Annotated in this window: 20 protein-coding genes; 11 read left to right on the top strand and 9 right to left on the bottom strand. The window is 75.1% G+C overall.

Going from position 1 to position 23,701, the window contains the following annotated elements:
* Positions 1 to 21: 21 nt before the first annotated feature.
* Positions 22 to 2,001 carry a hypothetical protein gene (locus tag LPU61_RS05750; RefSeq protein ID WP_229404342.1) on the bottom strand — a complete coding sequence of 660 codons (1,980 nt, stop codon included), beginning with the start codon at positions 1,999 to 2,001 and terminating at the stop codon, positions 22 to 24.
* A 123-nt stretch (positions 2,002 to 2,124) separates the two neighbouring features.
* Here LPU61_RS05750 and LPU61_RS05745 point away from each other — a divergent pair, with 123 nt between their 5' ends.
* Both LPU61_RS05745 and LPU61_RS05740 read left to right on the top strand, forming a co-directional pair.
* Positions 2,125 to 2,757 carry an alpha-ketoglutarate-dependent dioxygenase AlkB gene (locus tag LPU61_RS05745; protein ID WP_043962751.1) on the top strand — a complete coding sequence of 211 codons (633 nt, stop codon included), beginning with the start codon at positions 2,125 to 2,127 and terminating at the stop codon, positions 2,755 to 2,757.
* Between the two features lie 80 nt (positions 2,758 to 2,837).
* Positions 2,838 to 4,160, top strand: a complete 1,323-nt coding sequence (locus LPU61_RS05740; protein ID WP_229404341.1) for a uracil-xanthine permease family protein — start codon at positions 2,838 to 2,840, stop codon at positions 4,158 to 4,160.
* A 22-nt stretch (positions 4,161 to 4,182) separates the two neighbouring features.
* Here the strand turns inward: LPU61_RS05740 and LPU61_RS05735 are convergent, their stop codons facing one another.
* Both LPU61_RS05735 and LPU61_RS05730 read right to left on the bottom strand, forming a co-directional pair.
* Entirely contained in the window at positions 4,183 to 6,672 is a 2,490-nt protein-coding gene (locus LPU61_RS05735) for a DNA topoisomerase (ATP-hydrolyzing) subunit A (protein ID WP_043962749.1), read from the bottom strand.
* A gap of 80 nt (positions 6,673 to 6,752) precedes the next feature.
* Complete coding sequence (locus LPU61_RS05730; protein WP_229404340.1) at positions 6,753 to 8,852, bottom strand: type IIA DNA topoisomerase subunit B; 2,100 nt, start codon at positions 8,850 to 8,852, stop codon at positions 6,753 to 6,755.
* Positions 8,853 to 9,170: 318 nt separating this feature from the next.
* On the opposite strand from LPU61_RS05730, the gene LPU61_RS05725 reads away from it, so the two are divergent.
* Positions 9,171 to 10,427, top strand: a complete 1,257-nt coding sequence (locus LPU61_RS05725; RefSeq protein ID WP_043962748.1) for a hypothetical protein — start codon at positions 9,171 to 9,173, stop codon at positions 10,425 to 10,427.
* A gap of 62 nt (positions 10,428 to 10,489) precedes the next feature.
* Here the strand turns inward: LPU61_RS05725 and LPU61_RS05720 are convergent, their stop codons facing one another.
* The gene (locus LPU61_RS05720; RefSeq protein WP_229404339.1) at positions 10,490 to 11,128 is read right to left on the bottom strand and encodes a class I SAM-dependent methyltransferase; all 639 of its coding nucleotides are present in this window, start codon (positions 11,126 to 11,128) and stop codon (positions 10,490 to 10,492) included.
* 51 nt (positions 11,129 to 11,179) lie between these two features.
* Entirely contained in the window at positions 11,180 to 11,635 is a 456-nt protein-coding gene (locus LPU61_RS05715; protein WP_043962746.1) for an Rrf2 family transcriptional regulator, read from the bottom strand.
* Positions 11,636 to 11,811: 176 nt separating this feature from the next.
* On the opposite strand from LPU61_RS05715, the gene LPU61_RS05710 reads away from it, so the two are divergent.
* The 5 genes from LPU61_RS05710 (at position 11,812) to LPU61_RS05690 (ending at position 16,475) form a co-directional block, all read left to right on the top strand.
* A complete protein-coding gene (locus LPU61_RS05710) occupies positions 11,812 to 13,035 on the top strand; it encodes a globin domain-containing protein (protein ID WP_229404338.1) in 1,224 nt (407 codons plus the stop codon).
* Positions 13,036 to 13,093: 58 nt separating this feature from the next.
* Positions 13,094 to 14,344, top strand: coding sequence for a glycosyltransferase (locus LPU61_RS05705; protein ID WP_229404337.1), 1,251 nt, complete (start codon positions 13,094 to 13,096; stop codon positions 14,342 to 14,344).
* Positions 14,345 to 14,403: 59 nt separating this feature from the next.
* The gene (locus LPU61_RS05700) at positions 14,404 to 15,267 is read left to right on the top strand and encodes an alpha/beta fold hydrolase (RefSeq protein WP_043962743.1); all 864 of its coding nucleotides are present in this window, start codon (positions 14,404 to 14,406) and stop codon (positions 15,265 to 15,267) included.
* Positions 15,268 to 15,343: 76 nt separating this feature from the next.
* Positions 15,344 to 15,973 carry a hypothetical protein gene (locus LPU61_RS05695; protein WP_043962742.1) on the top strand — a complete coding sequence of 210 codons (630 nt, stop codon included), beginning with the start codon at positions 15,344 to 15,346 and terminating at the stop codon, positions 15,971 to 15,973.
* A 106-nt stretch (positions 15,974 to 16,079) separates the two neighbouring features.
* On the top strand, positions 16,080 to 16,475 hold the full coding sequence (locus tag LPU61_RS05690; RefSeq protein WP_043964310.1) for a hypothetical protein: 396 nt from the start codon (positions 16,080 to 16,082) through the stop codon (positions 16,473 to 16,475).
* Here the strand turns inward: LPU61_RS05690 and LPU61_RS05685 are convergent.
* Positions 16,459 to 17,367 carry a DUF72 domain-containing protein gene (locus tag LPU61_RS05685; RefSeq protein ID WP_229404336.1) on the bottom strand — a complete coding sequence of 303 codons (909 nt, stop codon included), beginning with the start codon at positions 17,365 to 17,367 and terminating at the stop codon, positions 16,459 to 16,461. The genes LPU61_RS05690 and LPU61_RS05685 overlap by 17 nt on opposite strands.
* A 131-nt stretch (positions 17,368 to 17,498) precedes the next feature.
* On the opposite strand from LPU61_RS05685, the gene LPU61_RS05680 reads away from it, so the two are divergent.
* Positions 17,499 to 18,002 (top strand): DinB family protein, encoded by a 504-nt coding sequence (locus tag LPU61_RS05680; protein ID WP_043962739.1) that lies wholly within the window; start codon positions 17,499 to 17,501, stop codon positions 18,000 to 18,002.
* 60 nt (positions 18,003 to 18,062) lie between these two features.
* Positions 18,063 to 18,977 carry a hypothetical protein gene (locus LPU61_RS05675; RefSeq protein WP_144420213.1) on the top strand — a complete coding sequence of 305 codons (915 nt, stop codon included), beginning with the start codon at positions 18,063 to 18,065 and terminating at the stop codon, positions 18,975 to 18,977.
* Between the two features lie 484 nt (positions 18,978 to 19,461).
* Here the strand turns inward: LPU61_RS05675 and LPU61_RS05670 are convergent, their stop codons facing one another.
* Together LPU61_RS05670 and LPU61_RS05665 are read right to left on the bottom strand one after the other, a co-directional pair.
* Positions 19,462 to 21,528, bottom strand: a complete 2,067-nt coding sequence (locus LPU61_RS05670) for a glycogen debranching N-terminal domain-containing protein (protein WP_043962738.1) — start codon at positions 21,526 to 21,528, stop codon at positions 19,462 to 19,464.
* Positions 21,525 to 21,935 carry an SCP2 sterol-binding domain-containing protein gene (locus tag LPU61_RS05665; protein ID WP_043962736.1) on the bottom strand — a complete coding sequence of 137 codons (411 nt, stop codon included), beginning with the start codon at positions 21,933 to 21,935 and terminating at the stop codon, positions 21,525 to 21,527. The genes LPU61_RS05670 and LPU61_RS05665 overlap by 4 nt, the downstream gene beginning before the upstream one ends.
* 187 nt (positions 21,936 to 22,122) lie before the next feature.
* Here LPU61_RS05665 and LPU61_RS05660 point away from each other — a divergent pair, with 187 nt between their 5' ends.
* Positions 22,123 to 23,172 (top strand): NAD(P)-dependent alcohol dehydrogenase, encoded by a 1,050-nt coding sequence (locus LPU61_RS05660; protein WP_043962734.1) that lies wholly within the window; start codon positions 22,123 to 22,125, stop codon positions 23,170 to 23,172.
* Here the strand turns inward: LPU61_RS05660 and LPU61_RS05655 are convergent.
* On the bottom strand, positions 23,159 to 23,671 hold the full coding sequence (locus tag LPU61_RS05655; RefSeq protein ID WP_229404335.1) for a DinB family protein: 513 nt from the start codon (positions 23,669 to 23,671) through the stop codon (positions 23,159 to 23,161). The genes LPU61_RS05660 and LPU61_RS05655 overlap by 14 nt on opposite strands.
* Positions 23,672 to 23,701 lie beyond the last annotated feature (30 nt).

Genomic DNA, 23,701 nt, shown 5'->3' with positions numbered 1-23,701 from the left:
CTGCCGAGCAGCCGCTCCGGCTCAGGGCAGCCGCTCCACGCTGACCCGGGTGCGCAGCTCGGGGCGGGCGGCGAGCAGGTCCTCGACGACCCGGGCCGCCGCCGCGTCGGCGGCCAGGAAGCGGATCGGCCCCGGCACCGCCGCCACCACGGCGGCGCTGCGGGCCGGCTCGGCCAGCGGCAGCCGGTACACCGCCGGCCCCGACGCGCCGGCGGTGCCCTGAAGGGTGGAGACGAACAGCGTGACCAGGTAGCCCTCGCGGCGGCGGTCGCTCACCACCACCGTGACGGTGCCCGGCGCGGCCGGCGGCCGGGCCAGCGCGCGGACCGTCAGCGCCGCCGGGCCCGGGCGGGCCAGCGAGCCCGACCACCAGGCCGCCGCCCAGGTGGTGACCCGGTCGCCGAACGGCTGGGCGAAGAGCCCGGTGCCGCGCGGCAGCCCGGCCGCCCCGACGCAGGCCAGCACCACCGCGACCGCCACCGCCCACCGCGCGCCGGCCCGCCGTCCTTCGGCCCGCCGGCCCGCTCCACCGCCGGCCCGGGTGCCGGGCACGGTCCGCCCCGGTGGCGGCAGCAGCAGGGCCAGCGCGCCCCCGCCGACGAGCAGCACCGCCAGCAGCAGGTGCAGCGTCTTGCCATAGTAGTAGCGCGGGTCGGTGCCCAGCGCCCGGAAGTAGAGCAGGAACCCGGCCGCGAACACGCCCGCCGCGGCGAGCGCTCCCGCGTAGCGCCGCCACACCGGCAGCCGCCGGCCGACGACCAGGCCCGCGCCGACCAGGGCCGCGAGGGCCAGGAACGCGTCGTAGCGGGGGAACACGCCGCCGCCGGTGGCCACGTTGTCGACCTGGTCGGTGCGCAGCAGGCCGGCGACGGCCGGCAGCGGCGTCAGCACCGCCGCCACCAGCGCCACCACCGCCAACAGCCGCGGCCGGCGACGCAGCCGCCGACGGTCACGGACCAGCCACGCCGCCGCCAGCGCCGCGACCACCGGCAGGAACATCAGGTACGCGAAGCCGACCGTCACGCACAGCCCGCCGACCACGGCCACCTGGGTGCCGGTGCGGGCCACCGGACGGCAGGTCACCGCCACCAGCAGCACCGTCGCCGCCAGCCCGAGGCTCTCGCCCGGGTAGCCGTAGACGACGAAGCGGGCCAGCTCGGAGCCGAGGCAGGCGGCCGTGACCGCGCCGGTCAGGGCCAGCGCGCGGGGCGGGTCGAGCTGCGGGCCGGCGAGCCGGCGCGCCGCCCACGTCACGGCGAGCACCAGCAGCCCCCACGCCCCGACCGACCAGCCGAGGTAGTGGTCGAGGGCGTCGGCCGGCCCGGCGGGGGCCGTCGAGGAGCGCAGGAACGTGTCCAGCAGCGCCGCGGTGAGGTGGAAGCCCTGCGGATACCAGACCATCGGCTCCGGGGCGATCCGCGCCGCCGCCTGCGGGTCGGTGAACAGGTAGCCGCCGACGGCCCGGATGCCCTCCACCGTGGCCAGGTGCCGGCTGTTGTCCTCGCCGGTCATCGCGTACGCGAGGCGGCCGGCGAGGTCACCGGCGCGCAGGTACGGCCACGCCATGGCGACGGCGGCCAGCGACGCCGCCCCCACCGGCGGCAGGTCGGCGGCGACCGGACGGGGCAGCCTCGGCCGGCGACCGGTGGCCGCCGCGATCCCGAGCAGGACCGTCAGCGCGGTCCCCGACACCGGCACCGGGTGCAGCCCCCACGGCCAGGCCGAGAAGAGCAGCCCGGCGGCGCACGTCGCGCCGGCCAGCAGCGCGCCGGCCAGCACCAGCCGGTCCAGCAGGGTCCGGCCGCCCCGCAGCAGCCCTGCCGTCAGCCCGAGCAGCACCAGCGGCAGCAGCCCGGCCAGCCCCGCCGCGTACGCCAGCAGGGGCCCGACCCACGCGGCGGCGAGCCAGCCGACCAGCCGGCGGGCATGGCGGGCCGGGTGGCCCGGCGGCGGCTGCGGCGGACCGGCCGGCGCGACGACGATGGCGGACTGGCTCTGCACCCGGTCACGCTAGGCCCGGCCCGGCGACGGGCGGCGACGTCCACGTGTGCGGCAGGTGACCGGCGGGTGACGGACCGGACCACGGTCGCACACGCGTACGAAAGGCCAGGTAGGCTGCGCGGCATGTCCGGTGCCGCCTACCAGCCGTCGATGCTCGACCTCGCCGCCGACGGGCCGTCGCTGGGCCCGCTCGCCGGGCTGCGCCGGCACCCGCTGACCCGGGGCGCCTGGGTCGACCACCTGCCCGGCTGGGTGCGCGGCTCCGACGCGGTCCTCGACGTGCTGCTCGCCGACGTGCCCTGGCGGGCCGAGCGCCGCACGATGTACGACGCGCGGGTCGACGTCCCCCGGCTGCTCTGCTGGTATTCCGGCCACCGGGAGCTGCCCCACCCGGTGCTCACCCGGGCGCGAGCGGCCCTGACCGCGCACTACGCCCCCGAGCTGGGCGAGCCGTTCGTCACCGCCGGCATGTGCCTCTACCGCGACGGGCGCGACAGCGTCGCCTGGCACGGCGACACCCTGGGCCGCTCCGCGCACACCGACACCATGGTCGCCATCGTCTCGTTCGGCGCGCCCCGGCCGCTGCTGCTGCGCCCACGCGGCGGCGGCCCCGGCCTGCGCTTCCCCCTCGGCCACGGCGACCTGGTGGTGATGGGAGGCTCCTGCCAGCGCACCTGGGAGCACGCGATCCCGAAGACCGCGCGCCCGGTCGGCCCCCGGGTCAGCGTCCAGTTCCGCCCCGCCGGGGTCGCCTGAGCGCTGGACACGGCTCCTCTGCTAGAAACGACTTCCAGGGTCTCCGCCCCGCACCGCCGTCGACGCGAAAGGGCACCGCGATGACCGAGACCCCCACCGAACCGCGCTCCCGCTGGTCGCCCTGGTCCCTGCACGGCGACGGCCGCTCCGTCACCCCCGGCGACGTCGTCCACCCCGGCGAACGGCTCTCCTGGCCGCGCACCCTCGGCATCGGCGTACAGCACGTCGTGGCGATGTTCGGCGCCACCTTCACCGTGCCGCTGATCACCGGCTTCCCGCCGGCCACCACGCTGTTCTTCTCCGGCGTCGGCACCCTGCTCTTCCTGGTGATCACCGGCAACCGGCTGCCGTCGTACCTCGGGTCGTCGTTCGCGTTCATCGCCCCCGTGCTGGCCGCGAAGGCCGGCGGCGACATCGGCCCCGCGCTCGGCGGCATCGTCGTGGCCGGCGCCGCCCTGGCCGCCGTCGGCCTCGTCGTCCAGCTCGCCGGGGCACGCTGGATCGACGCGCTGATGCCACCCGTGGTCACCGGCGCCATCGTGGCGCTGATCGGGCTCAACCTCGCCCCCGTCGCCTGGGACGGCGGCGGCAGCGGCACCGGCGTCAAGGCCCAACCGCTGATCGCCGTGTTCACCCTGGTCGCGATCCTGCTCGCCACCGTCGCGTTCCGGGGCTTCGCGGCCCGGCTGTCCATCCTGCTCGGCGTCGTCGCCGGCTGGCTGTTCGCCGCCGCCCTCGGCGGCCTCGACCCGAAGGCCGTCGACGGGCTGCGCAAGGCGGCGTGGGTCGGCCTGCCCGAGTTCCACGCGCCCAGCTTCAGCCTGCGCGCGACCGTGCTGGTGATCCCCGTGATCCTCGTGCTGATCGCCGAGAACGCCGGGCACGTCAAGGCCGTCGCCGCGATGACCGGCCGCAACCTCGACCGGGACATGGGCCGGGCGTTCCTCGGCGACGGCCTGGCCACGATGCTCGCCGGCTCCGGCGGCGGCTCCGGCACCACCACCTACGCGGAGAACATCGGCGTGATGGCGGCGACCCGCGTCTATTCCACCGCCGCGTACTGGGTGGCCGGGCTGGCCGCCGTGCTGCTCGGGCTCAGCCCCAAGTTCGGCGCGCTGATCCTCACCGTGCCGGCCGGGGTGCTCGGCGGCGCGACCACCGCCCTGTACGGCCTCATCGCCGTCCTCGGCGCCCGGATCTGGATCGAGAACCGGGTCGACTTCCACGACCCGGTCAACCTGATGACCGCCGCCGTCGCCCTGATCGTCGGCGCGGCCAACTACACCCTGACCACCGGCGACCTCTCGTTCAACGGCATCGCCCTCGGCACCGCCGCCGCCCTGGCCACCTACCACGGCATGCGCCTCGTCGCCCGCCTGCGCACCCCCACCCCGGCACGCTGACCGGGGCGGGGGCGCGGACGGCTCAGTCGCGTTCGATCTGGTGGCCGACCACCGTGGGGCCCAGCATCACGGCGAAGCCGCTGCCGTCGCGGCGCGGATCCGCCGGAGGCAGCTCCACGGGGTCGCCGGTCGCCGTCGCGCCGACCGGCCGGGGGCCGACCCACGCCACCACCAGATCCGTCTCGCCCTTGAGGAACCGCTGCGCGCGCACCCCGCCGGTCGCCCGCCCCTTCGCCGGGTACGCCCCGAACGGCGTCACCTTCACCGTCGCCCCGGTGGACGTCACCACCATCGGCTCGCCGTGGGCCGGATCGTCCTCCCGGACCGCGCCGAAGAAGACCACCCGCGCCCCCGCCGGCAGGTTGATGCCGGCCATGCCGCCGCCCTTCGTCCCCTGCGGACGCACCGCCGACGCCGGGAAACGCAGCAGCGACGCCTCGGAGGAGACGAACGCCAACGTCTCCGCCCCGTCGGCCAGCCAGGTCGCCCCGACCACCTCGTCGCCCTCGCGCAGCCCGATCACCTCGAACTCGTCGGAGCGGACCGGCCAGTCCGGGGCGCACACCTTCACCACGCCCTGCCGCGTGCCCAGCGCCAGCCCCGGCGAGCCCTCCCCGGTCGCGCCCAACGGCGCCAGCCCCACCACCGACTCCCCCGGCTCCAGCGGCACCAGCTCGGCGGCGGACATGCCGCCGCGCAGCGACACCGTGCCGGCCTGCTCCGGCAGCACCGGCAGCGGCAGAACGTCGATCTTGAACGCCCGGCCGGCGCTGGTCACCAGCAGCACCCGGCCCCGGGCCGTGGAGTGCACCAGCGCGCGTACGGCGTCGTGCTTGACCCGACCGCTGCGCCGACGCCCCTCGGACGCCTCCTCCGACTCGGCCGCGGTGCGGGCCACGAGCCCGGTGGCCGAGAGGATCACCTGGCACGGGTCGTCGGCCACCTCGAGGGGACCGGCCGGCGCGGACGCGGCCAGCACCTCCTTCAGGTCCCCGTCGACCAGGGTGGTGCGCCGCTCGGTGCCGAACTTCTTCACCACGGCGGCCAGCTCGTCGGAGACGACCTTCCGCAGCACCTTCTCGTCGTCGAGGATCGTGGAGAGCTGCGCGATCTCCTTGCGCAGCTGCTCCTGCTCGGCCTCCAGCTCGATCCGGTCGAACTTCGTCAGCCGGCGCAGCGGGGTGTCCAGGATGTAACTGGCCTGGATGTCCGAGAGCTTGAACTGGCGCATCAGGCCGTCCTTGGCGGCCTGGGCGTCGTCGCTGCCCCGGATCAGCCGGACCACCTTGTCGATGTCGAGCAGGGCGATCAGCAGGCCGTCGACCAGGTGCAGCCGCTCCTGCCGCTTGCGCCGCCGGTAGGCGCTGCGCCGGGTCACCACGTCGTAGCGGTGCCGCAGGAAGACCTCCAGCAGCGCCTTCAGCCCCAGCGTCTGCGGCTGCCCGTCGACGAGGACCAGGTTGTTGACGCCGAACGACTGCTCCAGCGGGGTCAGCCGGTAGAGGTCGGCCAGCAGCGCCTGCGGGTTGACCCCCACCTTGCACTCGATGACCAGGCGGGTGCCGTTCTCGCGGTCGGTGAGGTCCTTGACGTCGGCGATGCCCGTGAGCCGCTTGGTCTTGTTGACCTCGTTGGTGATCGCGGCGATGACCTTCTCGGCGCCCACGCCGTAGGGCAGCTCGACCACGGTGATCGCCTGCCGGCCCCGGCTGCCCTCCAGCGGGCCGATCTCCACCCGCCCGCGCATCCGCACCACGCCGCGCCCCGTCTCGTACGCCCGGCGCACCTCGTCGAGGCCGAGCAGCACGCCGCCGGTGGGCAGGTCGGGGCCGGGGACGAACTCCATCAGCTTGTCCAGGTCGGCGTCCGGGTGGTTGATCAGCCACCGGGCGGCGGAGACGACCTCGGCCAGGTTGTGCGGGATCATGTTGGTGGCCATCCCGACCGCGATCCCGGACGCGCCGTTGACCAGCAGGTTGGGGAACGCCGCCGGCAGCACCGTCGGCTGCGTGAGCGAGCCGTCGTAGTTGGGCTCGACGTCGACCGTGTCCTCGCCCAGCTCGCCGACCAGCAGCATCGCCTCGTGCGACATCCGCGCTTCCGTGTAGCGCGCCGCTGCCGGGCCGTCGTCTGGGCTCCCAAAATTTCCATGCCCGTCGATGAGCGGGACGTTCAGCGAGAAGTCCTGGGCGAGCCGAACCATCGCGTCGTAGATCGCGGTGTCGCCGTGCGGGTGGTAGCGGCCCATCACGTCGCCGACCACCCGGGCCGACTTCACGTGCGCCCGGTCGGGCCGGTGCCCCGCCTCGTGCATCGAGTAGAGGATGCGCCGGTGCACCGGCTTGAGGCCGTCGCGGGCGTCCGGCAGGGCGCGGGAGTGGATGACCGAGAAGGCGTACTCCAGGTAGGAGTCGGAGACCTCGGTGACCAGCGGGTTGTCGAAGACCCGCGCGCCGGCCTGGTCGAAGGCGGCCAGGTCCGCCCGGGGACCGGTGTTCTTACGGCGTGCCATGGTTCAGCTCTCTCCTCGGCGGGCCACGGTCGGGCGACGGTCTGCCCGGCGGGCCGGGGCGGGGCGGGGACGGGTGGTCGTCATGCGTCGATCGCGTCCCGGTCGACCCGGTCGGCGGACTCGATCAGCCAGTTGCGGCGCGGCTCGACCTTCTCCCCCATCAGCAGCTCCAGGATCCGCTCGGCGGCGTCGACGTCGTCGAGGGTGATCCGGCGCACCGCCCGGGTCGCCGGGTTCATCGTGGTGTCCCACAGCTCGTCGGCGTCCATCTCGCCGAGGCCCTTGAACCGGGGGATCGGGGTGACGATCTGCCTGCCGGCCTTCTCCAGCTTGCGGACCGTCGCCTCCATCTCGGCCTGGGTGTAGGTGTAGGTCGTCTGCGGGTTGCGCCCCTTGGTGGTGATCTTGTGCAGGGGCGGCATCGCGGCGTAGAGCCGGCCGGCCTCGATCAGCGGGCGCATGTACCTGGCGAACAGGGTGATCAGCAGGGTGCGGATGTGCGCGCCGTCCACGTCGGCGTCGGCCATGATCAGCACCCGGCCGTAGCGCATGGACGACAGGTCGAAGGTGCGGCCGGAGCCGGCGCCGAGCACCTGGACGATCGCGGCGCACTCGGCGTTGTCCAGCACCTGCTGGAGGTTGGCCTTCTGCACGTTGAGGATCTTGCCGCGGATCGGGAGAAGCGCCTGGTATTCGGCAGATCGGGCAAGTCGCCCCGTCCCCAAGGCGCTGTCGCCCTCCACGATGAACAACTCACTCCTGTCGATGCCTGCGGCGCGGCAGTCGACCAGTTTCGGCGGCATCGACGCGCCCTCCAGGGCGGTCTTGCGGCGGGCCGCGTCCTTCTGCTGCTTCTGGGTGAGCCGGACCCGGGCCGCGTCGACGATCTTCTGGAGCACCGTGCGGGCCTCGGCCTTGGTGCGGCGGTCCTCCAGCCACGCCTTGACGTGCGCCTCCACCAGGCCCTGGAGCACCTTCGTGATGCCGGCGGTGGACAGCTCGTCCTTGGTCTGCGAGGTGAACTGCGGCTCGGGGATGCGCACGTGCACCACGGCCGTCATGCCCTCCAGGACGTCGTCCAGGGTGGGCGCGTCCTCCTTGGGCCGCAGCAGACCCCGGGCGGAGCGGGCCGCCTCGGCGAGGGTGCGGGCCAGGGCCCGCTCGAAGCCCTTGCGGTGGGTGCCGCCGTGGGCGTTGCGGATGGTGTTGGTGAAGCACTCGACGGTGCGGTCGTAGCCGGTGCCCCAGCGGAACGCGATCTCGACCTCGGCCCGGCGCTGCACGTTGGACTGCATGACGCCGTTGGCGTCGGCGGCGTTCTCCCGGTAGGTGCCCTCGCCGGTGACCAGCAGCGTGCCGGAGACCGGCCGGTCGCCGGCCGGGGCGAGGAACTCGACCATGTCGGTGAGGCCGTTGGGGAAGTGGAAGGTCTCCTCGACCGGCTCCTCGCCGGTCTCGTCGCGCAGCAGGTAACTCACGCCGGGGACCAGGAACGCGGTGTTGCGCACCTTGAGCCGGACGGCCTCGACGTCGAGCGTGGCGCCGGTCTCGAAGTAGCGGGCGTCGTGCCAGTAGCGGATCGAGGTGCCGGTGCGCTGGCCGCGCTTCATCGCGCCGAGGACCTGGAGGCCGGGGCCGGGGGTGAAGGCGGCGTCGGGGCCGGGGCCGGCGAAGACGCCGGGCACGCCGTGCCGGAACGACATGGCGTGCACCTTGCCGCCGCGGCGCACGGTGACGTCGAAGCGCCGGGAGAGGGCGTTGACGGCGGACGCGCCGACGCCGTGCAGGCCGCCGGAGGTCTTGTAGCCGGAGCCGCCGAACTTGCCGCCGGCGTGCAGCCGGGTGAGCACCAGCTCGACGCCGGAGATGCCGGACTTGGCGTGCACGTCGGTGGGGATGCCCCGGCCGTCGTCGTCGACCTGCACCGAGCCGTCGGCGTGCAGGATCACCTCGACGCGCGTGGCGTGACCGGCGACACCCTCGTCGGTGGAGTTGTCGAGGATCTCGTTGACGAGGTGACCCACGCCACGGCTGTCGGTCGAGCCGATGTACATGCCGGGGCGCTTGCGGACGGCGTCCAGCCCCTCGAGGTGCGTCAGGTCGTCGGCCCCGTAGAGCGTCTCAGGCTGTGCGGTCAACTGGTCGTACTCCCAGGTCTCGGCGGTGGTGGTGCCGCTCACCGGCTCGATCACCTCGCGCGGCGCGCCGCAGCGAGCCTAACGGGCAGGTGGGACAGGACGCCGGCACCCCGCACCTCGGGCCGCGCCGCCTGCGGCGCGGACGCTCGGGCGGCGGGCCCGTGAGCGCCCCGACACCGGGGGTCAACGCCGTCGGGTCCGCGGTTCATCCCGCTCCCCGACGGTACGCCGGCCGCCCGTCGGCCCTCGGCCGGCGAACCCCTGATCCGGTCACCGGTCGTTGACGCCCGTCACGCGCCCGTGATGTGATCACCGTCTCGTAGAAACTTTCATATTTCCATGGATAGATGGAGGACGCGCATGTCCGTGTTCCGTCGTACCGCGCTCGCGGCGGTGCTGACCGTCGCGGCGGCGGCGCTGTCGACCGCCGTCGCGCCAGCCGCACCGGCGGCGGCCGGCCTCCCCACCGCGGCCGTGGCGCTCGGCGACAGCTTCATCAGCGGCGAGGGGGCCGGGTCGTACTCCCCGGTCGTGGACGTCAACGGCGTCAGCCAGGGCTTCCCCGGCTGGGACGCGCCGAACAGCAACGCGTACTTCTGCCACCGCTCGCCCAACGCGTCGCTGTTCCAGGCCGACCTGCCGGGCATCACCGACCGGTTCAACCTGGCCTGCTCGGGCGGCCAGCCGTACGACATCGCCGGCGCCTCGGTCAACCGGGCCAAGGGCCGGTCGGTCGCCTCGCAGCTCGACCAGCTCCGCGCGGTCGCCCGGACCCACGACATCGACCTGGTGCTGGTCGGCCTCGGCTCGAACAACAGCTCGTTCACCTTCGGCAGCGTGGCGGAGAAGTGCGCCAACCGGTTCATCGCCGACGCGTGGACCGGCTGGTGGGAGTTCTGGGCGTACCTGGGCGGGCCGGTGCCGCAGGAGCCGTGCAGCGACGCCGACCTGGCCACCTCGGCGCAGTTCAGCGCGGCCACGGCGGAGACCACGGCCGCCGTACGGCAGCTGCTGGCCACCCTCGACCAGGTCGACGCCGACGGCCAGCACCGGGTCGTGTTCCAGGACTACACCAACCCGCTGCCGTTCGACCTGGCCTCGAACTACTGGGAGGAGGACGGCCGGGAAGACGACCGGGACAAGTTCCGTGACCTGGGCGCGGAGCGGTACGCGGCCGGCTGCCCGATCCACCGCGCGAGCCTGGCGCCCGGGCACCGCTTCTCCACCGGCCTGGGCACGCTGGTCCGGTCGGTGCGCGACAGCCTGGCCGCCGAGTTCCCGGCCGACGACCTGGTCTACCTGAACGTGCAGCGGGCGTTCGACGGCGCCCGGCTGTGCGAGCAGCCGACCAGCCCGTCGGGTGCGCTCGCCACGCCGATCCGGCTGATGGACGGCCCGAGCGGCAGCTTCGTGACCAGCCTCTCGGGCAAGGACAAGATCGACATTCAGCGGATCGCCAACACCTGCGTCTCGTACTTCCAGACGTGCCAGGAGTCGTGGCACCCGAACGTGGCCGGGCACAAGGCGCTGGGGCGCTGCCTGACCGGCGCGGCCGTCGCCGCCAACCGGGCGGTCGCCTGCGTCCGCGCGGCCGACGGCACGATCACCGTCAGCTGAGGCGTTAGGAAGGGCCCCTTGTTGACGCTTTCTGGTGCACAGGGGGCCCTTCCTAACCGTCGCTAACCACGGCGGGCGGCGCCGAGGACGTGCGGGGAGGCCGGCATCGGCACCGGCGTGTCGGGGAAGTGGAACCGGTGCAGGTCGGTCAGCGTGAAGCCGGCCGCCTCGATCGCGGCGACGGTGTCCCGCCCCGTGTGGCAGCCGCCGCAGACCAGCGGCCAGCAGGTGGCGTCGACGAGGCGCTGCGCCCGCCGCAGCGGGCCGGGCCGTTCGGCGCGTACGTGCTCGAAGAAGCGCAGCTGCCCACCGGGGCGCAGCACCCGGTGGGCCTCGCGCAGCGCGGCGGCCTGGTCCGGCACCGAGCAGAGCACCAGGGAGAACACGACGGCGTCGGCGTGGCCGTCGGCGACGGGCAGCGCATCGGCCAGCCCGGCCGCCACGGTGACCGGCACCGGCGCGGTGGTGGCAGCGTCCCGCGCGGCCCGGCGCAGCCGGGGTTCCGGCTCGACGGCGAGCACGGCGGTGACCGTCGGCGGGTAGTGCGCGAAGGCGCGGCCGTTGCCGGCGCCCACCTCGACCACCCGGCCGTGCAGGCCGGCCGCGGTCCGGCTGCGGTGCGCGCCGACCCCGGCCCGGTCCATCACGTCGGTGGCCCGGCGGTAGAGCCGGGCGAAGACCGGACGGGAGACCCCGGACATCGCATCCCCCTCTCGCTCGTTCGAGCCTAGCCCGGGTCGCGGGCGGGCCGCTCAGAGCGGCACGGCGGCCGGCGGCGGGGTCGGCCGGGGGCCGAGGGTGAGCAGCAGCGGGCCCGCCGGTCCGTCGACCAGGTCGGCCAGCCGCGTCTCGTCGAGTACGGCGAGGAACGCGGCCTGCGCGCGGCGCAACTGCCCGCGCAGCCGGCAGTCCACCGCCAGCGGGCAGGCCGGCTGCTCGCAGGAGACCACCTCGTCGTCGCCCTCGAACGCGCGGACGACGGCGCCCACGGTGAGCTGACCGGCCGCCTCGGCGATGGCCACCCCACCCGAGCGGCCCCGGATGGTCACCAGCACCCCGAGGCGTTGCAACCGCTGGACGACCTTGGCGACGTGGCTGCGGGGCAGCTCGAGCCGCTCGGCGAGCTCGTCCACCGTCGTGCGCGCCGGCGTGACGGCGGCCAGCATGGCGATGCGCAGCGCCATGTCGGTGGACCGGTTGAGCTTCACGCACCGACCCTAGCCAGCGGATCCGTCTTGCGGCACGGGCCGGAAGGCCGGTGCCCGCTGTGATCCGGACGACCCCCGACCCGGGACCTTCGACCCTGAAGAGGAATCTCCGATTCCTGTTTATTGGGCACATCGGGAGCCCGGCGGACGAGGCCGGCCCAACCGCAGGAGGAAGCGTGCTCACGGAATCTTCGGCAGCAGTGGTACGGGCGACCCTGCCCGCGGTGCAGGCGCACGGCGAGGCGATCACCGGCCGGTTCTACCAGCGGATGTTCGCCGCCCATCCGGAGCTGCTGGACCTGTTCAACCGGGGCAACCAGGCCACCGGGGCGCAGCAGGCCGCGCTGGCCGCCGCCGTCGTCGCGTACGCGGAGCACCTGGTCGGCGCGAGCGACGTGCCGTGGGGGCCGATCCTGGACCGGATCGCGCACAAGCACGCCTCGCTCGGCATCACCCCGGCCCAGTACACCATCGTGGGGCGGCACCTGCTCGCCGCCGTCGGCGAGGTGCTCGGGGACGCGGTCACCCCGGAGGTCGTCGCGGCGTGGGACGAGACGTACTGGCTGCTGGCCTGCGAGCTGGTGGCCCGGGAGGCGCGGCTCTACCAGGGCGCGGGGGTCGCCGAGGGCGGGTCGGTCTGGCGGGCCTGGCGGGTGGTCGAACGGATCCGGGAGACCGCGGACGTGGTCTCCTTCGGCCTGGCGCCGGCCGACGGCGGCGACGTGCCCGGCTTCGTCCCCGGCCAGTACGTCTCCGTCGCGGTCGACCTCGACGGCGGCCGGGGTCAGCAGATCCGGCAGTACAGCCTCTCCGGCCGCCCGGGGGCGGCGCGCTGGCGGATCACCGTCAAGCGGGTACGCGGCGTGGCCGGCGCGCCCGACGGGATGGTCTCCACCTTCCTGCACGACCGGGTCGCCGTGGGCGACACGCTGCGGCTGAGCCCACCGTTCGGTGAGGTCAGCGCGGTGGCCGGGGACGGGCCGCTGGTGCTGGTCAGCGCCGGCATCGGGCTCACCCCGGCGATGTCCGCGCTGGAGCACCTGGCGGTCACCGCGCCGCAGCGGCCGGTGACGCTGGTGCACGCCGACCGGGCCGGCACCGCGCACGCGCTGCGCGACGAGCTGCCCCGGCTGCACCACGCCCTGCCCAACCTGCGGACCGCGCTCTGGTACGAGGACCCGGACGGGGCCGACGGCTTGCTCACCGAGCTGCCCGTGCGGGTCACCCCGGGGCGGGTCGACCCGGAGCTGATCCCGCTCGCCGCCGACGCCCACGTGCACCTGTGCGGGCCGCTGCCGTTCATGAACCAGGTCCGGGGCGGCCTGCTGCGCCGGGGCTTCCCGAGCGACCGGATCGCCTACGAGGTGTTCGGCCCCGGCATGCTCCGCGACGCGGAGTAGGGCGGAGAAGTCGGCGGTCCGCCGGTTAGGCGCCGGGGGCGAGGGTAGGGACTCTGCCATGCGCATCGCGATGATCTCGGAGCACGCCAGCCCGCTCGCCGTGCTCGGGGAGCAGGGCGCCGGAGACGGGGCCACCGGCGGGGAGGGCGCCGGCGGGCAGCACGTCCACGTGGCGGAGCTGGCCGCCGAGCTGGTCGGCCAGGGCCACGACGTGCGCGTCTACACCCGCCGCGACTCCCCCGCCCTGCCCGACGCGGTGCCCACCGGCGACGGCTACCAGGTGTGGCACGTGCCGGCGGGCCCGGCCCGCCGGCTGCCCTCGGCCGAGCTGCTGCCGCACCTGGGCGAGTTCGGCCGGTGGCTGGCCGGCCAGTGGCGCGACGGCGGCTGGCTGCCCGACGTCGCGCACGCCCACTTCTGGACGAGCGGGCTGGCCACCGTGCATGCGGGACGTCGCGCCGGGGTTCCGGTGGTGCTGACGTACCACGCGCTGGGCGCGGCGGCGGCCCGGCGGCAGCGGGACCCCCGGCACGCCGGCCCACCGGGGCGGCTCGGCTACGAGCGCGCCCTCGGCCGGGCGGTGGACCGGGTGGTCGTGCAGTCCCAGGAGGAGGTCGGCGAGCTGGTCCGCCTCGGCGTTCCCCGGTCCCGGATGGCGCTGGTCCCGGCCGGGGTCAACGAGCGGATCTTCCGCCCGGACGGCCCGGTCGCCCCGCGCGACCCGGCCCGCCCGCGCGTGCTCACCGTCGGGCGGCTGGCGGAGCGCATGGGCCTCCAGGAGGTCGTCCGGGCGATGCCGGCCGTGCCGGACGCCGAGTGCGTGATCGTCGGCGGCCCGCCGGTGGGGCTGCTGCCCGCCGACGGCTTCGCCCGCCGGCTGACCGCGCTCGCCGAGTCGTGCGGGGTGGCCGACCGGGTCCGGCTGGTCGGTGCGGTCCCCCGCGCGGAGCTGGCCGCCTGGTACCGCTCGGCGGACGTGCTGGTCGCCGCACCCTGGCACGAGCCGTTCGGGCTGACCCCGCTGGAGGGCATGGCCTGCGGGGTGCCGGTGGTCGGCACCGACGTGGGCGGCATCGCCGACACCGTCGTCGACGGGCTCACCGGCGACCTGGTGCCGCCGCGCGACCCGCGCGCGCTGGGCGTGGCGATCCGCCGGCTGCTCGCCGACAACGTGCGCCGCTTCGCGTACGCGACGGCGGCGCTGGACCGGATCCGCAGCCGGTACTCCTGGCGGCGCTGCGCCGAGCAGCTCGGCGCCGTGTACGCGTCGGTGGGCGCCGCCGCCCGGCCGGCACCGGCGATGGCCTGACGGGACCGCACCACCCACCCTGGCTACCCGCCGGTAGCTTACGGCCGTAGGCTGGGCCGGTGAGCGCGCCCGGGGAGTACACGCAGGAGTACGTCGACGTCGACGGGGCCCGGCTCGGGGTGCAGGTGTACCCCGAGCCCGACGGGGCCCCCGGCGCCCCGGTCGTGGTGATCTGGCCCGCCATGGGGGTGCGCGCCCGCTACTACCGCCCCTTCGCCGCGCACCTGCGGGCCGCCGGCCTCGCCGTGGTCGTCGCCGACCTGCGCGGGAGCGGGGAGAGCACGCCCGCGCCGAGCCGCGCCTGCCGGTACGGCTACGCCGAGCTGGCCGCCGACGTGGGCGCGGTGCTGGCGGCGCTGAAGCCGCGGCTGGACGGCCGGCCCACGATCCTGCTCGGGCACTCCCTCGGCGGCCAGGCCGCCCTGCTGCACCTGGCCCTGCACGGCACCGGCGCGGTGGACGGGCTGGCCCTGGTCGCCGTCGGCGTCCCCTACTGGCGCACCTATCCCGGCCCACGCCGGTTCGGGGTCCTGCCGTACACCCAGGGGATCGCCGCCACCGCCCGGCTGCTCGGCGTCTGGCCCGGCTGGGGGTTCGGCGGCCGGCAGGCGCGCGGGGTGATCCGGGACTGGGCGCACACCGCGCGCACCGGCCGCTTCCCCGCCCTGGACGGGGTGGACGTCGAGGCGGCGCTGCGCACGCTGGACGTCCCGGTCCTCGCGGTGAGCGTCGACGACGACCAGTACACCCCGCACGGCACGGTGGACCACCTCTGCGGCAAGCTCACCGCGGCCACCGTCGTGCGCGAGCGCCTCACGGCGGCGCGGGCGGGCGCCCCGCTGGACCACTTCACCTGGGTACGCGCCAGCGGGCCGGTCGCCGTCCGGGTGGCGGCGTGGGCGGCCGACCTGCCGGGGGCGTGACATCGGGTTCCGCCCCGGTGCGTACTCGCGCGATCGGCGGGTATGCCGCTGCGCCCGTACGGTGGAAGGGGATCAGATGTCCGAACGACACACCGCCCTGCGCTCGATGCACGACCTCGGCCTCGCCGCCTGGTTCGGCGGCTCGCTGATGGGGGCGCTCGGCGTCAACGGCGCGGCGGCACAGATCGACGACTCGACCCAGCGGCTCCCGGTGGCCTCCGCCGGATGGTCCCGGTGGACGCCGGTCAACGCGGCGGCGATCGGGGCCCACCTGGCCGGCGCGGTCGGCGAACTGGCGACCGAGAGCCCCCGCATGCTCGCCCAGTCCGGGGTGGGCCGGATGAGCGCCGTGAAGACGGCCCTCACGGTCGGCGCGCTGGCGGTCACCGGCTACAGCCGGCTGCTCGGCATGCGGCTGCAACGCGCCGGCGGCCCCTCGGTCGAGGGGATCACCGAACCGAACCCGCAGACGCCGGCCGACGTGGCCTCCTACCAGCGGCAGATGCGGCTGCTCCAGTGGACCATTCCCGCGCTCACCGGCGCGCTGGTGGTGGTCACCGCCTACATGAGCGAGCAGCAGAAGCCCGGCCAGGTGTTCCGCGGGATGATCGGCCGGGTCGGCGGGCTGGCGAGCGCGCCGAAGACGATCGGCAAGGTGGCCGCGATGGGCGCGGCCAAGCGCCAGATGGCCATGTCCGGCCGCTGACCGTCCGCCACGCGCCGCTCCTGCCCCGCCGCAGCACGGGCGAGGCATGGGCGGCGCGCGGGCGGGCAACCGGTGCCCGTACCGCACACAGACCAGCGAGGTGGCCATGGCCAGCAGGGACGCATCGACGCCCGGCGGGGACCGGGGCGGACCCGGGTCCGCCGGCCCGTGGGGCAGCACCGACGGCTTCGACGCCGACCCGCCCTGGGGCGCCGGGGAGGACTCCCCGACGAACGAGGGCAGCGAGGAGACCGCCGTGCCGCGCGGAGGGCTCGGCGAGCGGCGGGCCGGCGAGCCGGCCGCACCCACGCCACCGGCGGGCCGGCACGGGTTCGGCCCGGTCGAGGAGCGGCCGGCGGTCCCGGCGGGCCCGGGCGCACCGCCCGACCCCGCGCCGTCGGGGCGCACCTTCCCCGACGACAGCGCCGACGGTGACCTCCCGGACAACGCCCTGGAGGAGACGACCGGCATGCACCCGGAGGGGATCAGCCGCCGCGGCTGACCCCGGTGGGCGCGAGGGCCGCCCGGCCGAGGAGTTCGGCCAGCCGGGCGGCGTCGCGCTGGGCCTGGTCGCCGCAGCAGTTGTTGAACAACACGTGCAGCTCGTCGACGCCGTCGGCCAGCCCGATCAACAGCTCCGCCCAGGTGCGCAGCTCCCGCTCGCCGTAGGCGTACCGGAACTTGTCCTGCTTGTCGCCGCTCTCCCACGCCGCGCTGTGGCCGTGGAACCGGACCACGGCCGGGTTCGCGGTGGCGACCAGGATCGGCGGCACCGACGAGGCGAACCCCTGCGGCATGTCCACGCAGACGAAGGAGAGGTCGTGCTCGCGCAGGAGGGTCAACGTGCGCAGCGCGGTGGCCTCGTCGGCGAACCAGGAGCCGTGCCGCAGCTCGACGCTCACCCGCCAGGGGCGCAGCCGCCCGGCGGTCTCGACGATGCGCCGCTCGGCGGCGGCGCTGCGCGCCAGCCACGGTGGAAACTGCAACAGCACCGCGCCGAGCCGGTCGGCCGCCGCGATCGGCTCCAGCGCCGCGCGGAACCGGCTCCACAGCTCGTCGTACGCCCCGGCGGGCAGGTCCCGGCGGCGCACGCGCGACGGGCCGCCGGCCGGGCGCAGGTCCCGGGGCAGCACCGAGACCGGCGTCGGGTGGCCGGTGAAGAGGCTGAACGCCTTGACGTCGAAGGTGAAGCCGGGCGGGGTGGCGGCCACCCAGCCGGCGGTGGTCTCCGGCACGGGCACCGCGTAGTACGAGGTGTCCACCTCGACCAGCCCGAACCGTTCGGCATAGAAGCCGAGGCGGCCGGCGGGGGTGTTGACGGCACGCGGATACCACCCGGAGCGCAGCAGCATCTGGTCGGCCCACGAGGACGTGCCCACCCTGATCTCACCCATGTGGATCAGTGGACCGCGCCCCGGGCGGATCGGCAACCGGAGCGGCGGCCGCCGCCCGGAGGGCCGGGCGCGGCGGAAGTGTCGGTGGGTCTGCATAGGTTGGTCGGGACGTGACCAGGAAGGACGGTGGCATGACCAGTCCCGAGCAGCTCCGCACCGGCGAGCGGGCCGACCTGTTGCAGGCCCTGCGCCAGCAGCGCGCGTTCCTGCGCAGGACCGTGGACGGCCTCACCGACGAGCAGGCCGCGCTGCGCAGCACCGTCAGCGAGCTCTGCCTCGGCGGCCTGATCAAACACGTCGCCCTCACCGAGCAGACGTGGCTGCGGTTCGCCGTGCACGGCGCCGAGGCGATGCGGGCCGGCCAGGATGACTGGGCCGACGGCTTCCGGATGGGCGACGACAGCCTGGCCACCCTGCTCGACCGCTACGCCCGGGTGGCCTCGGCGACCGACGAGCTGGTCGCCACGCTCGACCTGGACGCGGCCCACCCGTTGCCCGCCGCCCCCTGGTTCGAGCCCGGGGCGAGCTGGTCGGTGCGCCGGGTGCTGCTGCACGTGATCGCCGAGACGTCCCAGCACGCCGGGCACGCCGACATCCTCCGTGAGGCCATCGACGGCGCGAAGACGATGGGCTGAGCTGGTCCGTTCCGGTGGCGATGTGACACCCGCGCGCCCGATGGCGCTGAGGGACACGAGATGAACGCACACCGGATGGACCAGGAGACCGTCGAGCGTCTGCTCGCCAGCTCCGTCGGCGGCCCCGTCGCCGGCTCCGTCGGCAGCCCCCGGGGCGGCCCGGAGCCGCTGGTCCGGCTCCTGGCGGCGGTCCGCACCGCCCCCCGCCCCGACGAGCTACGCGGCGAGGGAGCGGCCCTGCACGCCTACCGCCTGGCCCGCGCCGGTGCGACCGCGCCGGTCCCCGCGGCCCGCACCCGGCCCTCGCTCCTCGCCGGCCTGTTGAGCGCGAAGGCCGCGCTCGCGGCCCTGGCCATCGCCGCGACCGGCGGGGTCGCGCTCGCCGCCACCCACGGCGCGCTGCCCCAGCCGCTGGGTGGGGCGGGCGAGCCGGCAGGGGCACCGGCGAACGGGCAGGCCGCGCCGAGCGGGTCGGCGGGGCGGACGGCCGGCTCGCCCGGGGGGATCCGCGATCCCCGGGTCCCGCCGGCCCCACTGGTCGTGCTCTGCCACCGGCTGCGCGCCGAGGCCACGGCGGACCACGCCCTGGCCGAGCCCCGCTACGCGGACCTGGTCTCCGCCGCCGGCGGCCGGGACCGCGTGCTGAGCTGGTGCGCCGAGGCGCTCGCGGCGTCCGGCCCGGCCGCCCCGACGCCGACCCCGATGCCCACGCCCACGCCCACGCCGACGGGCCGGTCGGGCGGCGACGGCGGGCCGGACAGGCGGCCCGGCCGGTCCCCGGCCACCCCCTCGCTGCCGGTGGGGCCGCCGCCGGGGATCCCGGCGTCGCCGGGGAACCCGTCACTGCCGACAGCCCCGTCGGTCCCGGTGACCCCGTCGGGTCCGGCGATCCCGCCGGCACCGGGAGCCCCGTCGGCACCGGCAGGCCGACCGGTCCCGGCCGACCCGTCCGCGTCCTTGCCCACCGCCCGCTGACCGCGGCTGGGCTAGGGCCGGGGGCGGGCCAGGGATGGGCCAGGGCCGGGGGCGGGCCGGGGCGAGGCCGGGGATGGGCCAGGGCCGGACAGCTGCCTCCCAGGTGATCGCTGACACGGTCGGCCGTGCTGCCTCCGCGCCCGGCACCCGTCATTCACCCGTTACGTAGAGCGACGCGCCAGCCAGGCAAGCCCACCATCGCAGCCGACCCCTTTGCTCTGCACCCACATACGCATCGGTCACACAGCGCAAAGATCGAGCAGACCCCCAAACATCCATTCACCTTAATTTGAGCAGCTTATTGCAGGTGTCGCGTATATGGGTGCAGAGCAAAGGGAGCGTGAGGTTGTCAGGCGGGCCGGAGCGGCGTGACGGAGGGTCAGGCGGCCGGCAACGTCGCAGCCAACTCGGGGATATCACCGAGAGTGGTCGACGCGGGTGGGCGGCCCTCGGCACGGCACGGCACAACGCGGCGCGGCGCGGCTCAGCGGAGGCGGGGGCGGGGGCCCCGGTCTCCCGGCGCGCGGTCCCGGCCGTACGCGTCGGCGTGCCCCCAGCGGCCCGGGATGTCGAGCAGCTCGATCCGCCCGAAGCCCTTCGGCAGCGCCGGGTCGACCAGCAGGTTCTCCCCGCAGGGCGACAGCCCGAGGATGGTGCCGAGCAGCATCAGCAGCGCCCCCGACGACCACGACTGGGGCCGCCCGGCGTGCGGGAGCTGGACCGGGTACCGGGTGAGGTCGCGGTGGTAGCCGGCGATGACCTCCGGCACCGGGCTGCCCAGCGTGAACACCACGTCGAAGATGCCGGCGGCGATCCGGGCCGCCTCCTCGTCGTAGCCGTACCGGCGCAGCCCGGCCGCGATGATCGCGTTGTCCGACGGCCACACCGAGCCGAGGTGCGCGCCGACCGGGTTGTACACCCGTTGCCCGTCGGCCAGGGTGCGCACCCCCCAGCCGGAGAACATCCGTGGCCCGAGGAGGTGCTGGGCCACCGCCTCGGCGCGCTTCTCGTCGACGATGCCGCTCCACAGCAGGTGCCCCATGTTGGAGGCGAGCGCGTCGACCGGCTCGCCGTCCGGCCCCAGGGCCAGCGCGTAGTAGTCCCGGTGGGACAGCCAGAAGTCCCGGTTGAACCGCTCCTTCAGCTCCGCCGCCTCCCGTTCCAGCCGGTCGGCGTACGCCGGGTCGTCCCAGAACTCGCGGGCCAGGCGGGCGGCGCGGCGCTTCGCGTCGTACGCGTACCCCTGCACCTCGCAGGTGGCGCGGGGCAGACCCGGCTCCCGGCCGTCGGCGTCGACGATCGCGTCGGGCGAGTTCTTCCAGCACTGGTTGATCAGCCCGGTGCGGGTGTTGCGCCGCTGGTAGCGCACGTAACCGTCACCGAGGATGTCGCCGTACTCGTCGATCCAGTCCAGCGCCATCCGGGCGGGATGACGCAGCTCGCGGACCAGGTCGGCGTCGCCGGACCAGCGCTCGTACTCGTCGAGCAGGATCACGAACAGCGGCGTGGTGTCGGCCGCGCTGTAGTGCAGGTAGGTGGGTGACTCGCCGAAGACCGCGTTCTCGCCGTAGCGGTACTCGGCCACGATCTTGCCGGGCTCCTCCTCGCGGTGGTCGTCGAGCCGGCCGCCCTGACCGAGGGCGAGCAGCCGCAACGTGGGCGGGGCCAACTCCGGGGTGAACGGCAGCGTCTCCAGGCAGGTGATCAGGGCGTCGCGGCCGTACAGCGCCATCGCCCACGGGAGGCCGCCCACCGGCAGCCTGCCCCGGATCGACAGCGGCGTGTAGCGCAGCGCGGCGAGGTCGGCGAGGCTACCGTCGTACGCCTCGCGGAGCCCGTCGCGCTCGGCGACCAGCTCCGGGGCGCGCTCCCGCCAGCGGCGCAGGTCCTCCCGCATGTCCCGGCGGATCTGCTCGCGGTGGGCCTCCAGGCTGGCCCGCAGGTCCCGGGCTGCCGCCCCCCGCATGATCATGCCGATGTGCAGGTCGGTCGTCCACGAGCCGTTCGGGGGGACCCGGATCCGGAAGGTCATCCCGCCGGGGTCCACCTCCACGGGCGCGGTGGACGACACGACGGTCTCGCGGGCGAACCGCTCCCGCTGGTAGGACAGCCGCAGCTCCCCTTCGGCCGGCATCGGGGTGGCGGCGATCCGCCGCGCCCTCGGCTCCTTGATCTCGGCGGTGTCGGCGAAGTCCGAGGCGATCTCCATCCGCACCGTGAACTCGGCCGGCTCCGCCGAGTGGTTGAGCACGACGAGCCGCTCGTTGAAGCTGTCGTCGAGCGACCGGTGCCGGATCACCGAGACGTCGGCGTCGACGTAGTGGCTCGCCGCGCCGGGAACCAGCACGAACCTGGTCTCGAAGTACGTCATCTCGTCGCGGGACAGCGCCTTCAGCCGCTTTCCGTCGATGGTGAGCACCCAGCGGGACAGGAACCGGGTGTCGAACGAGAAGAGGCCGATGGGCGCGCGCGGGTCGGGCGTCATGTCGCCCTGCGCGTCGCTGACCGCGAAGGAGTTGCCGGTCAGCACGTTGACCAGTTCCTGCTTCACTGCCGCTCACCCCGCTGCGGCAGCGACGTACGGTGCGCGGCGGCCGCCCTGACCGCCACCTCCCGGGGGTGGCGGGCGTCGGGCGGGCCGGGGAACAGCCGGCGCAGCAACATCAGCAACCGCAGGTCCCCCTGGGCGGTGACGTCGTTGCGGACCAGTGCCGCCCCGATGTGGGTGCCCTCGGCGACGATCCGGTCGAACACCTCCCGGTCCCCCGCGACGACAAGGTCCGCCTCCTCCGCCGACCGGCTCACCCCGACCTGCTGGTCACCGATCGTGAGGAACCAATGGTCGGTGCTGCCGTCGTCGCGGATGTCGAGGCGCACCGTGCCGCTGACGTTCTCCGGCAGGTCCTCGTGGCGACCCCCGACCCAGCAGGCCAGGTAGTCCGCGGCGGACGCGGTCATCAGCCCTCCCCTCCCGGACGACACAGGTCGTTTCCGGAGCATCCCCGCCGACCGGGTGACCCCGGCTCACCCGGTCCGGGTGAATCCCGGCCGGGGCGGTCCGGGCCGGGCGCGGCGGCGACCGTTTGTCCGGACGCCGAACGGGCACGCCGGCAACAAGAGCCGAGCGACGGAACAGGAGAGAACCATGCGCGCGCTGCGGTTGCCAGGCTGGAAGTCCGAACCCGAGCTGGTCGAGGTGGCCGAACCCACCGCCGGCCCCGGTCAGGTGGTGGTGCGGATCGGCGGGGCGGGGGCCTGCCACTCCGATCTGCACCTGATGCACGACTTCGAGGCCGGGGCGGTGCCCTGGAACCCGCCGTTCACCCTCGGCCACGAGAACGCCGGCTGGGTGCACGACCTCGGTGCGGGGGTGACCGGCCTGGAGGTCGGCCAGCCCGTGGCGGTCTACGGCGCGTGGGGCTGCGGCACCTGCGACCGCTGCCGGGTGGGCGTCGACCCGTACTGCGAGAATCCCGCCGCCGCGCCGGTGCCCGGCGGGGGCGGCGGCCTCGGCCTGGACGGCGGCATGGCCGAGTACGAGCTGGTTCCCGACGCCCGGCACATCGTGCCGCTGCCCGAGGGGCTCGACCCGGTGCAGGCCGCGCCGCTGACCGACGCGGGCCTCACCCCGTACCACGCGATCCGCCGGTCGTGGCACAAGCTCGCGCCCGGCAGCACCGCGGTGGTGATCGGCGTCGGCGGCCTCGGTCACGTCGGGGTGCAGATCCTCAAGGCCACGACGGCGGCCCGGGTCATCGCCGTGGACACCCGCCCCGAGGCGCTGAAGCTGGCCGAGGAGTGCGGGGCCGACCTGACGCTGCGTTCCGGCGAGGGGACCGCGCAGGAGATCCGTGCGGCCACCCCCGGCGGGCGGGGTGCGGACGTGGTCCTCGACTTCGTCGGCGCCGACGCCACGCTGCGGCTCGGCGCGGCGGCCGCCCGTACGCTCGGGGACCTCACCATCGTTGGCATCGCCGGCGGCACGCTGCCGGTGTCGTTCTTCTCCGTGCCGTACGAGGTGAGCATCCAGACCACCTACTGGGGCAGCCGGCCGGAGCTGATCGAGGTGCTCGACCTGGGCGCCCGGGGTCTGGTGCGGCCGAAGACGACCACGTTCCCGCTGGACCGGGCGGTCGACGCCTACCGGAGGCTGCAGGACGGCTCGGTGGAGGGCCGCGCGGTCATCGTCCCGTGAGCAGCAGGCCGCGCACGTAGGCGGCCTGGCCGACGTGCTGGAGGTCGTCCTCGGCGATGCTGACCAGCCGGACCCCGAGGGTCACCGGCGGGTCCCACGCCTCGTCGACCACCCGGTCCAGGTCCGCCGGCCGCAGCCCGGCCAGGAATCCCCGGGTCCGTTCCGCGACCGCGTCGTGGTAGTCGACGAGGACCCGGGGGCTCTCCGGCGCGACGGCGGCGACCTGGTCCGGGGTGTGCGCGTAGCCGGTGTCGTCCGGGTCGGCGAACAGCCCGAACCGGGCCGCCCAGTCGCCGGTGGCCCAGAGCTGCTCGGTGTCGAGCAGGTCGGCGACGTGGTGGTCCTGCACCCGGGTCAGGTGCCACACCAGCCAGCCCACCGGGTTCGCGCCGGGCGCGGGCGCGCGCCGCAGCTGCTCCGGGGACAGGCCGTCGACCGCGGCGCGGACCAGCGCGGGCAGTCGGCCGTAGGTCTCGGTCAGTACGTCGCTGATCTCCACGCGCTCCTCCTCGGCCGGGGCCTGCGGTCT

This window comes from Micromonospora sp. NBRC 110038 (assembly GCF_020884815.1).
GTDB lineage: Bacteria > Actinomycetota > Actinomycetes > Mycobacteriales > Micromonosporaceae > Micromonospora > Micromonospora haikouensis.
This window is presented reverse-complemented; position numbering and strand designations above follow the sequence as displayed.

Coding starts and splice junctions, on each gene's coding strand:
- LPU61_RS05745 (WP_043962751.1), top strand. CDS start 2,125: ATGTCCGGTGCCGCCTACCAGCCGTCGATGCTCGACCTCGCCGCCGAC.
- LPU61_RS05740 (WP_229404341.1), top strand. CDS start 2,838: ATGACCGAGACCCCCACCGAACCGCGCTCCCGCTGGTCGCCCTGGTCC.
- LPU61_RS05735 (WP_043962749.1), bottom strand. CDS start 6,672: ATGGCACGCCGTAAGAACACCGGTCCCCGGGCGGACCTGGCCGCCTTC.
- LPU61_RS05725 (WP_043962748.1), top strand. CDS start 9,171: ATGTCCGTGTTCCGTCGTACCGCGCTCGCGGCGGTGCTGACCGTCGCG.
- LPU61_RS05720 (WP_229404339.1), bottom strand. CDS start 11,128: ATGTCCGGGGTCTCCCGTCCGGTCTTCGCCCGGCTCTACCGCCGGGCC.
- LPU61_RS05705 (WP_229404337.1), top strand. CDS start 13,094: ATGCGCATCGCGATGATCTCGGAGCACGCCAGCCCGCTCGCCGTGCTC.
- LPU61_RS05695 (WP_043962742.1), top strand. CDS start 15,344: ATGTCCGAACGACACACCGCCCTGCGCTCGATGCACGACCTCGGCCTC.
- LPU61_RS05690 (WP_043964310.1), top strand. CDS start 16,080: ATGGCCAGCAGGGACGCATCGACGCCCGGCGGGGACCGGGGCGGACCC.
- LPU61_RS05685 (WP_229404336.1), bottom strand. CDS start 17,367: ATGGGTGAGATCAGGGTGGGCACGTCCTCGTGGGCCGACCAGATGCTG.
- LPU61_RS05680 (WP_043962739.1), top strand. CDS start 17,499: ATGACCAGTCCCGAGCAGCTCCGCACCGGCGAGCGGGCCGACCTGTTG.
- LPU61_RS05675 (WP_144420213.1), top strand. CDS start 18,063: ATGAACGCACACCGGATGGACCAGGAGACCGTCGAGCGTCTGCTCGCC.
- LPU61_RS05665 (WP_043962736.1), bottom strand. CDS start 21,935: ATGACCGCGTCCGCCGCGGACTACCTGGCCTGCTGGGTCGGGGGTCGC.
- LPU61_RS05660 (WP_043962734.1), top strand. CDS start 22,123: ATGCGCGCGCTGCGGTTGCCAGGCTGGAAGTCCGAACCCGAGCTGGTC.